The organism is Vreelandella nanhaiensis (assembly GCF_003990185.1).
GTDB lineage: Bacteria > Pseudomonadota > Gammaproteobacteria > Pseudomonadales > Halomonadaceae > Vreelandella > Vreelandella nanhaiensis.
Window position 1 is genome coordinate 157,647 of record NZ_RZHF01000029.1, and the last position, 13,409, is coordinate 171,055.

Annotated in this window: 21 protein-coding genes; 15 read left to right on the forward strand and 6 right to left on the reverse strand. The window is 55.1% G+C overall.

What is annotated here, in order from left to right:
* Window positions 1-2 precede the first annotated feature (2 nt).
* The 4 genes from ELY38_RS18760 to ELY38_RS18775 are packed head-to-tail and all read left to right on the forward strand — an operon-like array spanning window position 3 to window position 2,169.
* Window positions 3-446: a phage tail protein gene (locus ELY38_RS18760; protein WP_126981663.1), complete on the forward strand. Its 444-nt coding sequence runs from the start codon at window positions 3-5 to the stop codon at window positions 444-446.
* Complete coding sequence (locus tag ELY38_RS18765; protein WP_127063677.1) at window positions 443-1,429, forward strand: contractile injection system protein, VgrG/Pvc8 family; 987 nt, start codon at window positions 443-445, stop codon at window positions 1,427-1,429. The genes ELY38_RS18760 and ELY38_RS18765 overlap by 4 nt, the downstream gene beginning before the upstream one ends.
* A gap of 47 nt (window positions 1,430-1,476) precedes the next feature.
* On the forward strand, window positions 1,477-1,704 hold the full coding sequence (locus ELY38_RS18770) for a type II toxin-antitoxin system HicA family toxin (RefSeq protein ID WP_246009194.1): 228 nt from the start codon (window positions 1,477-1,479) through the stop codon (window positions 1,702-1,704).
* Window positions 1,705-1,749: 45 nt separating this feature from the next.
* Window positions 1,750-2,169, forward strand: a complete 420-nt coding sequence (locus ELY38_RS18775) for a type II toxin-antitoxin system HicB family antitoxin (RefSeq protein WP_127063679.1) — start codon at window positions 1,750-1,752, stop codon at window positions 2,167-2,169.
* 384 nt (window positions 2,170-2,553) lie between these two features.
* Here the strand turns inward: ELY38_RS18775 and ELY38_RS18780 are convergent, their stop codons facing one another.
* Genes ELY38_RS18780 through ELY38_RS18805 form a run of 6 tightly spaced genes read right to left on the reverse strand, consistent with a single transcriptional unit; the run spans window position 2,554 to window position 6,352 of the window.
* Window positions 2,554-3,426 (reverse strand): hypothetical protein, encoded by an 873-nt coding sequence (locus ELY38_RS18780; protein WP_127063680.1) that lies wholly within the window; start codon window positions 3,424-3,426, stop codon window positions 2,554-2,556.
* Between the two features lie 2 nt (window positions 3,427-3,428).
* Window positions 3,429-4,250, reverse strand: a complete 822-nt coding sequence (locus tag ELY38_RS18785; RefSeq protein WP_127063681.1) for a hypothetical protein — start codon at window positions 4,248-4,250, stop codon at window positions 3,429-3,431.
* 39 nt (window positions 4,251-4,289) lie between these two features.
* Window positions 4,290-4,667 (reverse strand): LexA family transcriptional regulator, encoded by a 378-nt coding sequence (locus tag ELY38_RS18790; RefSeq protein WP_127063682.1) that lies wholly within the window; start codon window positions 4,665-4,667, stop codon window positions 4,290-4,292.
* Window positions 4,668-4,677: 10 nt separating this feature from the next.
* On the reverse strand, window positions 4,678-5,229 hold the full coding sequence (locus tag ELY38_RS18795; protein ID WP_127063683.1) for a hypothetical protein: 552 nt from the start codon (window positions 5,227-5,229) through the stop codon (window positions 4,678-4,680).
* Between the two features lie 15 nt (window positions 5,230-5,244).
* Complete coding sequence (locus tag ELY38_RS18800; protein WP_127063684.1) at window positions 5,245-5,622, reverse strand: hypothetical protein; 378 nt, start codon at window positions 5,620-5,622, stop codon at window positions 5,245-5,247.
* 31 nt (window positions 5,623-5,653) lie between these two features.
* Window positions 5,654-6,352, reverse strand: a complete 699-nt coding sequence (locus ELY38_RS18805; protein WP_127063685.1) for a LexA family transcriptional regulator — start codon at window positions 6,350-6,352, stop codon at window positions 5,654-5,656.
* 351 nt (window positions 6,353-6,703) lie between these two features.
* Here ELY38_RS18805 and ELY38_RS18810 point away from each other — a divergent pair, with 351 nt between their 5' ends.
* Genes ELY38_RS18810 through ELY38_RS19485 form a run of 11 tightly spaced genes read left to right on the forward strand, consistent with a single transcriptional unit; the run spans window position 6,704 to window position 13,370 of the window.
* Window positions 6,704-6,907: a hypothetical protein gene (locus tag ELY38_RS18810; RefSeq protein WP_127063686.1), complete on the forward strand. Its 204-nt coding sequence runs from the start codon at window positions 6,704-6,706 to the stop codon at window positions 6,905-6,907.
* A gap of 34 nt (window positions 6,908-6,941) precedes the next feature.
* Window positions 6,942-7,130: a hypothetical protein gene (locus ELY38_RS18815; RefSeq protein ID WP_127063687.1), complete on the forward strand. Its 189-nt coding sequence runs from the start codon at window positions 6,942-6,944 to the stop codon at window positions 7,128-7,130.
* A complete protein-coding gene (locus tag ELY38_RS18820; protein ID WP_185859019.1) occupies window positions 7,127-7,474 on the forward strand; it encodes an ogr/Delta-like zinc finger family protein in 348 nt (115 codons plus the stop codon). The genes ELY38_RS18815 and ELY38_RS18820 overlap by 4 nt, the downstream gene beginning before the upstream one ends.
* Window positions 7,471-7,848 (forward strand): hypothetical protein, encoded by a 378-nt coding sequence (locus tag ELY38_RS18825; protein WP_127063689.1) that lies wholly within the window; start codon window positions 7,471-7,473, stop codon window positions 7,846-7,848. Before ELY38_RS18820 ends, ELY38_RS18825 begins: the two co-directional genes overlap by 4 nt.
* An 11-nt stretch (window positions 7,849-7,859) precedes the next feature.
* On the forward strand, window positions 7,860-8,270 hold the full coding sequence (locus tag ELY38_RS18830; protein WP_127063690.1) for a hypothetical protein: 411 nt from the start codon (window positions 7,860-7,862) through the stop codon (window positions 8,268-8,270).
* Complete coding sequence (locus ELY38_RS18835) at window positions 8,267-10,561, forward strand: replication endonuclease (RefSeq protein ID WP_127063691.1); 2,295 nt, start codon at window positions 8,267-8,269, stop codon at window positions 10,559-10,561. The genes ELY38_RS18830 and ELY38_RS18835 overlap by 4 nt, the downstream gene beginning before the upstream one ends.
* 14 nt (window positions 10,562-10,575) lie before the next feature.
* The gene (locus ELY38_RS18840; RefSeq protein ID WP_127063692.1) at window positions 10,576-10,794 is read left to right on the forward strand and encodes a TraR/DksA C4-type zinc finger protein; all 219 of its coding nucleotides are present in this window, start codon (window positions 10,576-10,578) and stop codon (window positions 10,792-10,794) included.
* Window positions 10,787-11,692, forward strand: a complete 906-nt coding sequence (locus tag ELY38_RS18845) for a DNA cytosine methyltransferase (RefSeq protein WP_127063693.1) — start codon at window positions 10,787-10,789, stop codon at window positions 11,690-11,692. The genes ELY38_RS18840 and ELY38_RS18845 overlap by 8 nt, the downstream gene beginning before the upstream one ends.
* A gap of 9 nt (window positions 11,693-11,701) precedes the next feature.
* Window positions 11,702-12,019 (forward strand): hypothetical protein, encoded by a 318-nt coding sequence (locus ELY38_RS18850; protein ID WP_127063694.1) that lies wholly within the window; start codon window positions 11,702-11,704, stop codon window positions 12,017-12,019.
* Entirely contained in the window at window positions 12,016-12,225 is a 210-nt protein-coding gene (locus ELY38_RS18855) for a hypothetical protein (RefSeq protein ID WP_127063695.1), read from the forward strand. Before ELY38_RS18850 ends, ELY38_RS18855 begins: the two co-directional genes overlap by 4 nt.
* Window positions 12,222-13,370 carry a site-specific integrase gene (locus ELY38_RS19485; RefSeq protein WP_127063696.1) on the forward strand — a complete coding sequence of 383 codons (1,149 nt, stop codon included), beginning with the start codon at window positions 12,222-12,224 and terminating at the stop codon, window positions 13,368-13,370. The genes ELY38_RS18855 and ELY38_RS19485 overlap by 4 nt, the downstream gene beginning before the upstream one ends.
* Window positions 13,371-13,409: the final 39 nt, after the last annotated feature.

Below are 13,409 nucleotides of genomic sequence, written 5' to 3' on the forward strand. Positions count from 1 at the left end.
AAATGATGATGAGTTATGGAATGTTCGTCTTCGGGCTGGGTACAGCGGCGTATCAAGAACTACAGCGTCAAACCACTTGGCGCCACGCCAGCCAAAGCCGCATCAATGCCCGCCCGGTACACCAGTTTTTAGGCCCCGGCGACGACACAATCAACCTAACCGGTACGCTATTGCCCATGTTTACAGGCGGTCAACAAAATCTAGATATGCTGCGCGCCCTGGCAGATCAAGGCCAAGCGTGGCCATTGATCGAAGGCACCGGCACCTATTACGGCATGTTCACCATCACTAGCCTGCAGGAGCGCAAAAGTGAGTTTTTCCGCGACGGCGCCGCCAAGCAAATCGAATTCGACCTACAGCTAACCCGCATTGATGAGGCAAGAACCGAGCTACTTGGTGTTCTGGAAAGCAGCGCCCTACGCGCAATCACCGGAGCGCTGGCATGAGCATGCAACCGGACTACCGCATCACCCTGCAAGGCCAGGTCATCAGCCCCGAGTTTCGTGCCCGCTTATCCCTGCTCACGCTTCACGACCGGCGCGGCATGCAGGCCGACCAACTCGACATAACGCTAACCGACGACGACGGCATGCTCGATATACCGCCCACCGGCGCCGAACTAACCCTGGCCATCGGTTGGAAAGGCCAGCCGTTAACCGAGCGCGGCACGTTTACGGTCGATGAAGTGGAGCACACTGGTGCCCCCGACACCCTCAACATTCGCGCCTCAAGTGCAAATATGCGACAAGGCCTGCCGGGCAAGCGTACCCAGAGCTGGGATAGCGTCACCGTCCGAGACATCATTACCACCATCGCCAAACGCCACGACCTCACGCCCAGCGTAGGGGCCACGTTGGCCGGTGCCCGCGTCACGCATATTGATCAAACCGACGAATCAGACCTCCACTTCCTCACCCGCCTGGCCGAACGTTTCGACGCGGTGGCCACCGTCAAAACCGGCCACCTGATATTTGTACCCACAGGGCAAGCCACAACAGCGACCGGGTTAGAGATCCCGCCCATTCACTTGCACCGCCAAAGCGGCGACCAGCACCGCTATCTAATGGCCGAGCGCGACGCATTCACCGGCGTCACCGCGCTCTGGAATAACAAAGCACACGCTACCCGCGAAGCGGTAACAGTCGGCGAGCCACAAAACGCACAACAGCTGCGCCACACCTACGCGAGCGAAGAGGAAGCGCTAGAAGCCGCGCAAGCGGAATGGCAGCGCATTCAGCGCGGCGTGGCCTATTTCAGCATCACTCAAGCCATAGGCGACCCTGACGTATTCCCTGAAACGCCCGTATGGTGCACTGGCTGGAAACCACAGATCGATGCAACGCCGTGGATCATTACCGAAGTCACCCACAGCTTGACGGATAGCAGCTACACCACCGCGCTACAGCTTGAGACACGGCCGCTTACTTAGCGCAATAACTTGGGGTTACTGGAGTTATAACTCTTGATCCGCAAGCTATGAGGGGTTATAGTAACCCCGAATTCAAAGCGAAGGGGCAGGAGGTGGATAGCAGAGCACTGATAAAGGAACTGAAGAAAGATGGTTGGGAACTCGTTAGAGTCAACGGAAGCCACCACCACTTCAGGCACCCTACCAAGCCCGGCACAGTGACAGTGCCACATCCCAAAAAGGATTTGAAAATAGGGCTTGTAAAGGGAATCAGAAAAAGCGCTGGCCTCGAATGAGGCCAGCCACTGCTGCCCCGCACCGACACCGACAGAGGTCTACGTATGTTATTTCCCATTGCAATTGAGCGCGGCGACGAACAGCACGCCTATGGCGTCGTGGTACCCGATTTGCTGGGCTGTCACTCGGCTGGCGATACCTTTGAAGAAGCCCTAGCCAATGCCAAGGAGGCCATTGAGGGTTGGCTGGAAGTGGCCGTGGATTACGGCGACCCCATTCCCGAAGCCACATCCATTGAGCACCACATGGACAATCCGGATTTTGAGGGCTGGATCTGGGCCGTGGTCGATATCGACGTAACCCCTTACTTGGGCAAGAGCCATAAAATCAACGTCACCCTGCCCGATCTGCTGCTCAAGCAAATTGACGACTTTGTGGCTAGCCACCCTGGGGATAAAACACGAAGCGGCTTTCTCGCACGCGTTGCGATGGCCGAGCTGGCTAGAACTCGCAAAAGCGCATAAGCCCAAAAACATAACCCCCGGCCATCCAATGGCCGAGGGTTTTTGGTATCCGTATCCTTACAGCAAAGCTGGCTCCTTCCGGCTCGCGCATCCAGGCGCCCACCTAACCTAACAGACAATCCAGCTCCGTGATGTAAGCCATTATCGCTACGTTTGTAAGATATTGCTTACAGCGCCTATGCACACACACCAGCGAAACCAAAGCACTAGATGGAAACCACAGATCGACGCCACGCCGTGGATCGTCACCGAAGTCACGCACAACCTGACAGATAGCAGCTACACAACCGCGTTGCAGCTCGAAACCCGCAACGGCAACCCCACCGCCCCCAACTAACGCCTACAAAAAAGCCCCGCCTTAAGCGGGGCCTTTTAATGTTATAGCTAACTAGCAAGGCACCATTCTTGCACCTGTTCGGTGATCTCCTGAGAGGTGTCCGCTTGCTGGAAAGGTATGCCCATGCTGGTGAGGTAGCGGGCAAACTTATCAGTTTCAGCCTCTGCGTAGTTCAAAGCATCTTTACGCATGCTGTCTTTGTTTGGGCGAAGGATAAATATCTCCCCTTGTGAGAACAGCTTCTCGCGTAATGCCAACGATATATCCCGATGTCCAACCAGTAGCTCGCTCTGTACCTTTTCTGGCTTGGTGAAATCAGCAGAAACAAGTGTAGCTGCTTCACCATTGCTAAGCTTGCCATCAGCTTCACGTCTAAAAGGCAGAAATATTTCAAAGCCATCATTAGTCATGATGGTAGGTTCTTCGGGAATATATTTTGACGCTGTGCTTCTACCTAGCCGCAGAGCCAAGGCCTCATATACGCTTTTAGATGCTGCTTTCCTTGTTACAGGCACATGGCGAGCCGATCTGGCCGATGAAATGCTTAACGGAACCAAGTCAGAAACTAAACGGCTGAGGATTTGTGCTGCGCTATCCCCTTGAGCGAAACCGCCTTCAATGAAGTGAAGCTGGGGGGTACCTAGCTCGGAGAAGTTTTTCTCCTGCTGAACAAGCTCATTAGCGATTTGGCATGCGAGCTGGGCATGAAAAATAACTTCCTGCCCATACAAACAGCGCAAGCGAGCAAATTCATCGATGGTTTGAATCGTTCTACCGCCGTCGCTATCTACGAATGCAATGCCAATATTAAGGCGTTCACTCGCTGCCACGTCTGGCGTCCACTGGACGCGGTACCATGAGCCCTTAACTAACGGCTTGGACACCGACCTCTGCTTTTTAAAAATCTCATCAATCAGCATGGTTACACCGCCAGCAAATGAAGAGTATGGCTAAGGCGTTCTTCGCCCTGTTTAGCTCTGGTGTGAAAAAAATTACCAATGGAGTTGAGTCTAGCAGGATCTGGGCCCAGAAAAGCACCCCACCAATAATCCAGCTCAGTTTTTGCAGAAGCTAAAGCATCAGGGTGTGATTTCGCGGCTCGGGTGACAAAAGCAGCATCAAAAGGCAAACCCTGCTCATATGTCATGATAGCCATCATCTGATTCTGATAGATCCCGCTTGGGTCAAGACATTGGTCTGTCCACATCAGACGAACTGGGAGATTGCTGTGATCAATTATGAAAGCATTCTTCTCGTCTTTAATTAAGAAGTTACCTAAATTTCGGTCTTCATTTGCTGCCCAATCATCAAACGCTATTAGTCGAGGGGCTCCGTGCCAGCCACTGAGAAGTTGGCGTGTGAGGCGAACAGTGAGTTCGTGTGGCAAATTTTCGAATCTGGAATTAGGCGAGCTACCTGGCGCTTCGCTGACAGCAAATGCGTATGGATATATTTCATCCGGAACCATGCCAAGCGAGGCGATCAGAGTCTCGCTAAGCTGAACAACCCCAGCATGTTCGGGTACAGGCAAATGGCAGGCACGGGCTATCACATAGCCAGTAACTTCATTGACCACACCAAGGTAGCGATCTTTGGTGAAACACTTCAGGTAGCTTCGCCGCTGCTCACCATCGGGCCAGAGTAAATCACAGGCGAAAGTTTCAGCTACGCGCCCATCTTGTGCTCTTCCTCGAAGGCTGCACACCTCGTCAGAACTGATCAAGTCAATAACAAAACCTTGCATGCTCACCCACCTGTTCAAAATTTTCAGCAGATTATCTTGTTAGGCGAAAGCCTTAACATTAACCTCTTCATCCAGCTGGCAACGCGCTTGATGCACAACGACGCCACGCACCATGCGCGCGGTGGCCATCAACCCCTGGCCACCATTCACGGGCAGCAACCGAAAACGGGTACCCACACGATGGGCGCGGTAAAGATGTAACGCATCGTCCATCTCCACTACTGCGTAATCGTCGTGACCTAAGCCGCGCGCTTCATTAACAACCAGTACATCGCCCTCTATTACCGGGCCATGCACGCCCGCCTCGACGCCGACTTCAACGGCAAAGCAATTAGGCGAGTAGCCAGTGCAATCCACGTTGTGCAGCGCTGGATGGTCGAGCCCCATACCCAGCGGGCCAAGGTAAGTTAAGCGCATGAAATCAGCCTTACTCGGAAGGACTAATGCCAAGCATTACGCCAGTATATGGCGAGCTGGAAAGACTATAGGTATTGCCATCAATAACAGTGCTAGCAGTTGAGCCTGGATCGTTCTGCATATCACCGAGCAAATTAAGAACAGTAGACAGGTGATCGTCAGGGTAGTCGCTAGGGTTAATGGAAGCGATGGCAGTAGCAAACATGAGAAGGATTAATTGCCCCGACTCTTCTGTCCCATTGCCAGTGCCATTCAAAATCAAGCCATTCACCAAGCGAGACTCAGGCTTGGCAGTCCCAGTAACAGCAACCGTATCAGCAAATACGGAGCTGAAAACAGCCTGGGCGCCTACATCTTCATCATTGATTGAAGGGTCTAAAGAAAAAGGAAGACCTAGCTGGTTAAGGTGACCGTTGAAGCGGGCAGCATACTCGCCCGGCATAAAGCCAAAGTCGGTCCCCTCTTCAATTTCAGCTCGCTTAGTTTCTAAGCCACTGTTGGCGAAGCCTAAGGTGGGTATAACGATAAAAACAGCAATCAAAAAATATCTTAGCAGCTTCATAAGAGATACCTATTATTAATCAATCCAGCCCATCATGGTCATAATCAAAACAGCCGACTCATTTACCTTTTGATTGGCAAATAAACGGCGGTTTTCTTCAGGATCGGGATCAGGTTGGAAGGCATCGTCCAGCTGATTGGCTAGCTCCTGTGAAAATCTGCGCAGATCGCTAACACCTTTTATCTGGCTAGTGATCGATGAAGTAATATATCCATTCTGCATAAGCACAGCGAACAGATCGCCAGCGGTCGCTAATTTATTTCCGTCCGTCGCTTGCTGCCATTCAAGTGCCGACGCCTCATGCAGTGTTCCACCTTCATACCAATTGGCTTGCGCTGCCATTGAGAAAACAAACGCCCAAGCGGCTATAAACAAAAATGCTATCTTTTTCATTCCCTTACTCCCTTTTGGTTTTTTTAATTACCTAAAGCACTTGCCCCAGATTCACTAAACACCGCCCAAGCACTTCAACAAATTGCTTTTTATCCGGTGCTATCAATTCTTTGTCATAGCGCGGGTTATCACTGATTAGCAGCCATCCACCGCCAGCCACACGTTGCATACGTTTAAGCCGCCGTTCACCATCCATCAGAATCAGATAAACGCCCTCACGGCTCGGATCACGTTGATTGAAGTCGACAAACACGTAATCGCCATCATCAATCGTACCGTCCATGCTATCGCCGCGCGCTCGTACCCATACCCCTGAATCAGGCAATTTCAATTCAGCGAGAACGGCGCGGTCCATGTGGAAATAACCCAGCACTTTTTCTTCTGTGAAATCTCGGCCACTGCCCGCTGCACATTCCACATCGTACATCGGGATTGATGCGATGTTGGGATCGCTTAAGCCCCGATAAAAATGAGGGTCTTTTTGCTGAGCAAGAGAATCTTTATCCGCACCTGGGGCCACACCCTCCCCAAGAAGCAACCAATCTAGGGATACTCCGGTAGTTTTAGCAGCCTCGATGCATTCAGAAGTTGGGATATTTCCATTTTTCGACCAGTTATGAATAGTCGATGGAGCACGACCAATAGCTTTTGAGAGCTGCTGATCATTCTTAACGCCATAGGCAATTTTAAGCCTTTCAAGTACTTGCGCGCCTAAATGATCTTCATTCATGTAAATATTCCAAATAGTGAATACTTTTCATTCGAATATTGGGATATTTTGTCCCAAAATCCGAACAGACCAGTAAAGTACATGACTGTAATTGAATGGAAGCCTAAACCATGAAAGCCCCAAACGCTATTAGCCATGTTCCAAAAATGGGTGATGACCGTGCGACTGAGCAATTCAGCGTCAGTGTTACCCCTCAAGAAAAAAACCTAATCGATCAGATTGCATCGACAGAGATCCGCTCAAGGTCAGCTACCACCCGAATGCTGATTCTTCGGGGCCTTAGCCAGTACAAAAACGAATCTCTCATCGCTGATTAACCCCGTTTGTGACGTCCGCATAAGGAATTAGGAAATGCATCAAGACACTCGTCGCATCCGTCAACGTTACGCCGCCATCAACTTGGACGAGTACGAAGCCCGGTTGATTGACGCCCTCGTCGACTACACCGGTATGTCGAAAGCCACGCTACTCCGACAACTGGTATTGAAAGAAGCGCTCGAAACACTCGGCGTTGGCGACCTCGTGAACACCAGTGTGGGCCAGCGCGCCGGTTAATGGCAGGCACAAAAAAGGTCCTCAAGGAGCACTTATGGCCGAGAAAAACCGCCTACCACTGGACGAAGAGCTGGAAAAGCAGCTTGAAGCCGTGCGGCAGCAGGAAGGCCTCGAAACAATTGACCAAGCCGCCGAATGGCTTCTCCGCCGTCGCTTACGCAAGGGCGTTGGAAGTCTCACAGGGCGAGGCCGCGCCCTTTACGAAATAAGGGGGGCGAGGTGACTGATACGAAAGACGAGGAGCTCGTATTGGAGGGAGTGCCGGTCACGACAGAGGTCAGTCGGCTCCGGTTCGACTGCCCTCACTGCGGTTCATTCATGAAAGTGCGGACTTCGAAGACGCCGCTTTCAGAATACCGCGTGCTCTATTTCAACTGCTCCAACGAGTTTGGATGCGGATTTCGCTGCAAGGGAGGCGTAACTCTGGATGAGACGCTGGCGTTCAGTTACTGCCCGGACCCAGGCGTCGACATCAAACCATCACCCTGGTTGAAGCGAAAATTGTTCTTAGAAGCACAAGGCCAGATACGCCTTATCAATGACCACATGAAGGAGCTGAAGCAATGAATGTAACGCCAATTACCGCTGCAAAATCCCCATTCGACCTAGCTACCGAGCTGCTTTGGCAGCACCGCTGGGATAGCCGCGTTGAAGCGCTGCGCATCACCATCGGCACGCTCGTGAACGATTACGGCCACAGCGAAGCAACTGCCGAAGTGGCCGCCATCCAGGCGTTTGCCGATCTCGATAGCGTCAACGAAGCCGCGAGCATCGACGTAGACGCCTGCACATCCCATGTCGTTATTTTCCGCGATAGCGCTGGCCGCCCGGTAATGCTCACCGCCCGCGACCTCGACCGGATGATTCAGCAAGCCCGCGACGCTGGTTTGGCTAAGGTGGTTGATGCCGATACCCGCCGCCCTGTCGTTTTAGAGCACTGAGGTATCTAGCAATGGCTAATGTGACCCCACTACCCGCCCGCAATGCGCCGCCCCGCGTCCAGCAGGATCGCGCGGGCTTTGGCGAACTTCGCGCCGAGCTGCACAGCCGCGCCGCTGATCAAGATCTTATCGACGTGTGGGCCAACCTCCCCCACGCCGAACGGCGCTTGGTACTGAAAAGCGCGGGCCTAAAAGAAGACGCCACCCAGCAAATCAGCCAGCTAGCGAAGCCAGCACGCGCCGCTATCCGTGCCGCCATCCACCGCATGAGCAGTTACGCCACGGGGCTGCGCGACCAGCTGCGCAACCGTTCACAGCATCCCAGCTGCGAGCTTGCCAGCCACGCCCGCCAAGCACTGGCCGAAGGCAACACCAAAGCCGCGCTGCACTGGCTGGGCCTGATTGAAAAGGGGGTTGCGTGAGCGCGCTCGAACAAAGCCGCACGTTCGGCAACATCGAATGCCACCAATGGCGTGGGGCGATATTTGACGCCCTGCCCGGCTGGGCTGAACAGCTCGCCGCCGGTTTCGTCTACGTCGCCCAGCAGCACGGCAACGCAGCGGGTAACCGGTGGCTACGGCGTAATAGCCAAGATCTGGTCGAGCCGTCATTCATCCTGTCGCGCTTTATGCCTATTCGCGCTGCACTTGCGCGGGCCATGAGTGCGCTGGTCAATCGAGGTTCAACCACCATTGAAGGCATTCAAGCTGCCAGCGCTTGGCTACTCAGCGTTGAGCGCCGTTTGGTTGTGGGCAGCTTGAACGCCACCCACGACGATGACGCCCTGGTCAACTACGCCCAAGCCCAAGCATCAGCCATTGATAAAAATTCGAGCCTCTTGATAGGCGATATTGCCAGGATGAACCGTTTGCAGCGCCTGGGGTTGCTTTCGCCCGCGCCGCCACGCATGGCGAGCAACGGTAAAGCCCTGTCTGAACAATTCCGCGCCTATCAAGACGCTTGTGCCCGTGCTGCTAACCCATTCACGCCGCCGCCGTTCATCGGCAATTTCCGGTTTCAGCGCTGGCAGTACCTACGCCCGCTTTGCCTTTCCGTAGTGCGCGCCCGCGCTATCGAGCAAGGCCGGACCCGTTGCGCACTCCATGGCATCACCCCGCCCAGCGACAAGCTACCGGCTAAAACCCAATTGGCCCGTTTGAGCTGTTCACTCTGGTGGCGTCGCAAGTTGCGCCGCCAGTGTGGCCGCACGGTTGAACAAGTAATGCGTGAAGCCCACCGCGTGCATAAGCAAGCGGGAATTTATTGCAGTGATTTTACAGTTGAGCGCCGCCGTTCTCAGCGCCTGCGTAATAACGCGCTGCTCGAAACGCTGGAAGCCATCAACCAGGAAGGCCAAACCTACACGCTGGCAGAGCTGGCGGAGCTGGGCTTGGCGAATCCCGACCACCGCCGGGCAGAGCTAATGCTGCGCATTCGTGACACCGAAGTCGAAGCCCGCCGCCTGGGGCATAAAGGCATGTTCTACACCATGACCACGCCGTCAAAGTTTCACCCGGTGATCGCTAATAACTGTGTTCGCAACCACAAGTACCAGGGCGCTACGCCCCGCGAAGCCCAGCAATACTTGCAAGGGCTCTGGGCAAAGGTCCGCGCGAAGTTGGCCCGCGATGAGATCGGCGTTTACGGCATCCGTGTTGTAGAGCCTCACCACGACGGCACCCCGCATTGGCATTTGCTGTTGTGGATGAAGCCCGAGCATGAAGCCCAGGTAACCGCCACCCTTCGCGAATACGCCGAAGAAGCGCACCCGGAAGAGCTGTTCAACCGGTGGGGCAAAACGACGGCCCGCTTTGATGCCAAGCGCATCGACTACAAGAAAGGCACCGCCGCCGGTTACGTCGCCAAGTACATCAGCAAAAACATTAACGGCGAACAGTTTATGGATGCCGACAAATACGATCACTCCATGACCGATAGCGCGCCACGTATTGAAGCGTGGGCCAGCGTGTGGGGCATCCGCCAGTTTCAGTTCCTCGGCCTGCCCAGCGTCACAGTCTGGCGTGAAGTGCGCCGCCTGACAGAGAAGCAAGACCAGATGCTTAAAGATTGGGAAGCGGCCACCCGCCCGCACCCTTGCGCCGCCATGCGCTTCGCCCAGATCCGCAAGGCCGCCAACGCGGGCCAGTGGGACCAGTTCTTACGCCTCATGGGTGGCCCGATGACCAAACGCAAAGACCAGCCCATCAAGCCATGGGTAGAAACCAAGATGAATACAGGCTCCCACATCGAAACGTTCAGCCACGCCACCGGCGAATACTTTGGCGCCGAAGCGGTGGTTGCGCGTGGGCAATACGGAGAAGAGCAGAAAGTGACCTTTGGCCTAGTGGCCACCGGCCGCGCTGGCTTTTCTAGCGAGTACATGACTCGCGTTTATAAGTGGCAAGTGCGTGCGAAAGGCTCGCGGGCTGGGGGTGATTTTCAGGCTGTAGGCGAAGCCGAAAGCCCTTGGACTCGTGTCACTAACTGTACGCAAGGGGTCGATATTGCCCCGCGCGAGCCTTCACCTGCGGAGCTAAACGCCCAGCTTGCCCGATTCAAAGAGTGGCAAAGCTCAGAAATTTACCGCGCCGAAGCCGACGCGGAGTACCAAGACGCGGTAGCAGCAAGAGAAAAGGCCCGAAAGATGTTCGCGCCGCCTCCCCCAACCGCTAATAGCGAGGAAGAAGAGTTCTTCCCGCCCGAACTTTGTTAATCGAAGGAATAACGATGGCCAACAACATCGACCGCGCCGCTGAGATCACCCAGCGGAACCTTGAAACCGCACTTGCTAATCGGGTCCGCATTGCTGAACCGGCAGCTAACGATGAATGCATCGACTGCGGCTATGAGATTCCAGCCGCTCGCCGCCAAGCCGCGCCGTGGGCGACTACCTGCATCGAGTGTCAGGGCATTCGTGAGCGCCAAGCTAGGAGGTTCCGTGAATGAGCTGGCTCTTTTCGCGGGCGCTGGTGGGGGAATTCTCGGCGGCCACCTGCTCGGCTGGCGTACCGTCTGCGCCGTTGAGCGTGATGCCTACGCCGCACAAGTTCTGGCGCAACGACAAAACGATGGAGCCCTCCCAGCTTTCCCGATTTGGTCTGACGTGTGCAGTTTTGACGGAAAGCCATGGCGGGGACTTGTTGACGTGGTTTCAGGCGGATTCCCGTGTCAGGACATATCAGCTGCTGGCAAAGGTGCCGGCATCGACGGCGAGCGCTCAGGCCTCTGGGGCGAAATGGCGCGGATCATTTGCGAAGTACAGCCCGCGCACGTCTTCGTGGAAAACAGCCCAATGCTCACTTCTCGCGGACTCGGACGAGTACTCGGAGACCTGGCCGAAATGGGGTTTGATGCACAGTGGGGCTGCATATCAGCTGCCGACCTTGGTGCAAGACATGAAAGAAAAAGAATCTGGATTGTGGCCAACGCCATTAGCGAACAGTCATACGGGCGCAGGCCATGGCCCCAGAAAAGTGGGCTCCCCAAACCTTCAAACGGCAGTGAAGCACTGGCCGACACCCACTGTTCATGGCAATTACAACCGGACAGGGATCAGCAAGAGCAGCGGCGACGGCTTGGCGACAGCGGTCAGAAATTGGCCTACTCCGGTGGCCAGCATGAGCAAGGGCAGCAGCCTAGCCAGCCTAAAGAGAAAGAGCGGAGCGGATCGCAGCAACGACAGGCTGGATCATGCGGTGATGGCTTCGGACGGTGGCCAGCTGAACCCGACGTGGGTCGAGTGGCTAATGGGGTGGCCGCAAGGGTGGACAAACTTAAAGCCCTTGGAAATGGACAAGTTCCACGAGTGGCAGCGGCAGCATTCGCCCTGCTCAGCAAAGAATGAGGAAGCAGCATGATTGATAACAAACACAAACCGCCGGCGAGAACGCCACCGCCACCCAAAGGCGGCGCCTACGCCCGCCAGGCCGCGATGCTTTGCCAAGATAAAGCGTTCCAGCTCTACCTAGATCGCCGCCGCCGGTTCAAGCATCAGCTAAACGAAAGCCAACTACCAGATGGCACCCATAACGAGCAGGACGCCCGCGATTGGTTGATCGCCGCCTGCAAAATCAGCAGCCGCGCCGAGCTGGATAGCAACCCGGCCGCGTGCCAAACGTTTCGCATGATCCGCAACCGCTTCAATCGTTGGCGGGCAAGGGGCAAGCAATGAGCCTACAAAACGTATTAGACTGCGATGAGTTGAAAGCCATCACCGGCTACCAGCGGCCCGCCGACGCCGCGCGATGCCTGCGTGAACAAGGGGTAGTCGTGTTTAATGGCCGTCGTGGACCGTGGACCACCATTGACCTAATCAACAAAGCGGGCGGCATTGAAACCGCCCCGGGAAAAGAGCTAAGCCCTAGCGACATACTATGAAGACACGCCCGCGAAAACATAGCCCGGACATACCCGCGCATATCAACCAGTCAAAGCTCCCGAACGGGGTTTATTACGACAAGCGCGGCCGTGGCCGTTGGTACGTTCAATATCGCGATGAAGCGGGCAAGCTCAAAAGCGAGCGGATCGCCGGGGCCGATGCGACGCTGTCAGAACTGCACCGCATCATGGAACAGCGCAGCGGCATTGACCGCCGAACCCTGCGCTACTTGGCCAAACAGTTTCACGAATCCGCACAGCTCAAAGAGCTGGCTATCAAAACCCAGCAAGATTATGAATACTGCAGGAACGCCCTGCTGGAAATGCCCACCAAACTGAATAGACCGTTGGGGGATCTACCTACGTCGCAATTCTCACCGGCCTTGGTGCAGCGTTTGGTTGATAAGATCGCCGCCGAGGGTACACCATCAAAAGCCAATCACCTGTTACGTTACCTGCGCCGTCTGTTCCGCTGGGGTATTAACCGCGGTTACTGCGATAGCAACCCAGCCCAGGGCGTTGAGTCAGCTAAAGAACGCAAACAGCGCCGTTTGCCCGAGCTAACGACCATTGCCCAACTAACCGAGTTTGCCCGCCAACGCGGCCAGCGCACACGCGGCGAGAAAGGCGCTTGCGCTCCCTACCTTTGGATGGTCATGGAGCTGGCCTATATTTGCCGTCTACGTGGTATCGAGGTAGTAACTCTAAGTGATGCCAACAGCACAGCCCAGGGCGTAATGACTAACCGCCGCAAAGGCTCGCGGGATAATATTGTGCGCTGGTACCCAAGGTTGACCGAAGCCTGGACAGCGGCAACCGAGCGCCGCGCCGGGATCTGGAAGGCCAAAGGCAAGCCGGTGCCGATGCATCCCGAAGCACGGCCACTAATCGTGGCGGCCGACGGCAGCGATTTAAGGAAGTCGAGCCTGGACACTGCATGGCAGCGGTTGATCAAGCTGGCTATCGAAGAAGGGGTGATTACAGAAGACCAGCGCTTCGGCCTTCACGACCTAAAGCGTCGTGGAATTACCGATACCAAAGGCACCCGCCACGAAAAGCAAGAAGCCAGCGGCCACCGCTCGGCATCCATGATGGACACTTACGACCTAAGCGTTCCTCTGGTATATCACCCAGGAGATGAATAAATTTTTAGCCCGCTCATTTTAGCTTAATTGGGATATTGA

What these genes read in the sequence shown, in the direction of transcription:
- ELY38_RS18840 (WP_127063692.1), top strand. Translation starts at nt 10,576, where the DNA reads ATGGCCAACAACATCGACCGCGCCGCTGAGATCACCCAGCGGAACCTT.
- ELY38_RS18800 (WP_127063684.1), bottom strand. Translation starts at nt 5,622, where the DNA reads ATGAAAAAGATAGCATTTTTGTTTATAGCCGCTTGGGCGTTTGTTTTC.
- ELY38_RS18775 (WP_127063679.1), top strand. Translation starts at nt 1,750, where the DNA reads ATGTTATTTCCCATTGCAATTGAGCGCGGCGACGAACAGCACGCCTAT.
- ELY38_RS18795 (WP_127063683.1), bottom strand. Translation starts at nt 5,229, where the DNA reads ATGAAGCTGCTAAGATATTTTTTGATTGCTGTTTTTATCGTTATACCC.
- ELY38_RS18780 (WP_127063680.1), bottom strand. Translation starts at nt 3,426, where the DNA reads ATGCTGATTGATGAGATTTTTAAAAAGCAGAGGTCGGTGTCCAAGCCG.
- ELY38_RS18805 (WP_127063685.1), bottom strand. Translation starts at nt 6,352, where the DNA reads ATGAATGAAGATCATTTAGGCGCGCAAGTACTTGAAAGGCTTAAAATT.
- ELY38_RS18760 (WP_126981663.1), top strand. Translation starts at nt 3, where the DNA reads ATGATGATGAGTTATGGAATGTTCGTCTTCGGGCTGGGTACAGCGGCG.
- ELY38_RS18765 (WP_127063677.1), top strand. Translation starts at nt 443, where the DNA reads ATGAGCATGCAACCGGACTACCGCATCACCCTGCAAGGCCAGGTCATC.
- ELY38_RS18810 (WP_127063686.1), top strand. Translation starts at nt 6,704, where the DNA reads ATGCATCAAGACACTCGTCGCATCCGTCAACGTTACGCCGCCATCAAC.
- ELY38_RS18825 (WP_127063689.1), top strand. Translation starts at nt 7,471, where the DNA reads ATGAATGTAACGCCAATTACCGCTGCAAAATCCCCATTCGACCTAGCT.
- ELY38_RS18830 (WP_127063690.1), top strand. Translation starts at nt 7,860, where the DNA reads ATGGCTAATGTGACCCCACTACCCGCCCGCAATGCGCCGCCCCGCGTC.
- ELY38_RS18770 (WP_246009194.1), top strand. Translation starts at nt 1,477, where the DNA reads ATGAGGGGTTATAGTAACCCCGAATTCAAAGCGAAGGGGCAGGAGGTG.
- ELY38_RS18785 (WP_127063681.1), bottom strand. Translation starts at nt 4,250, where the DNA reads ATGCAAGGTTTTGTTATTGACTTGATCAGTTCTGACGAGGTGTGCAGC.
- ELY38_RS18850 (WP_127063694.1), top strand. Translation starts at nt 11,702, where the DNA reads ATGATTGATAACAAACACAAACCGCCGGCGAGAACGCCACCGCCACCC.
- ELY38_RS18815 (WP_127063687.1), top strand. Translation starts at nt 6,942, where the DNA reads ATGGCCGAGAAAAACCGCCTACCACTGGACGAAGAGCTGGAAAAGCAG.
- ELY38_RS19485 (WP_127063696.1), top strand. Translation starts at nt 12,222, where the DNA reads ATGAAGACACGCCCGCGAAAACATAGCCCGGACATACCCGCGCATATC.
- ELY38_RS18790 (WP_127063682.1), bottom strand. Translation starts at nt 4,667, where the DNA reads ATGCGCTTAACTTACCTTGGCCCGCTGGGTATGGGGCTCGACCATCCA.
- ELY38_RS18855 (WP_127063695.1), top strand. Translation starts at nt 12,016, where the DNA reads ATGAGCCTACAAAACGTATTAGACTGCGATGAGTTGAAAGCCATCACC.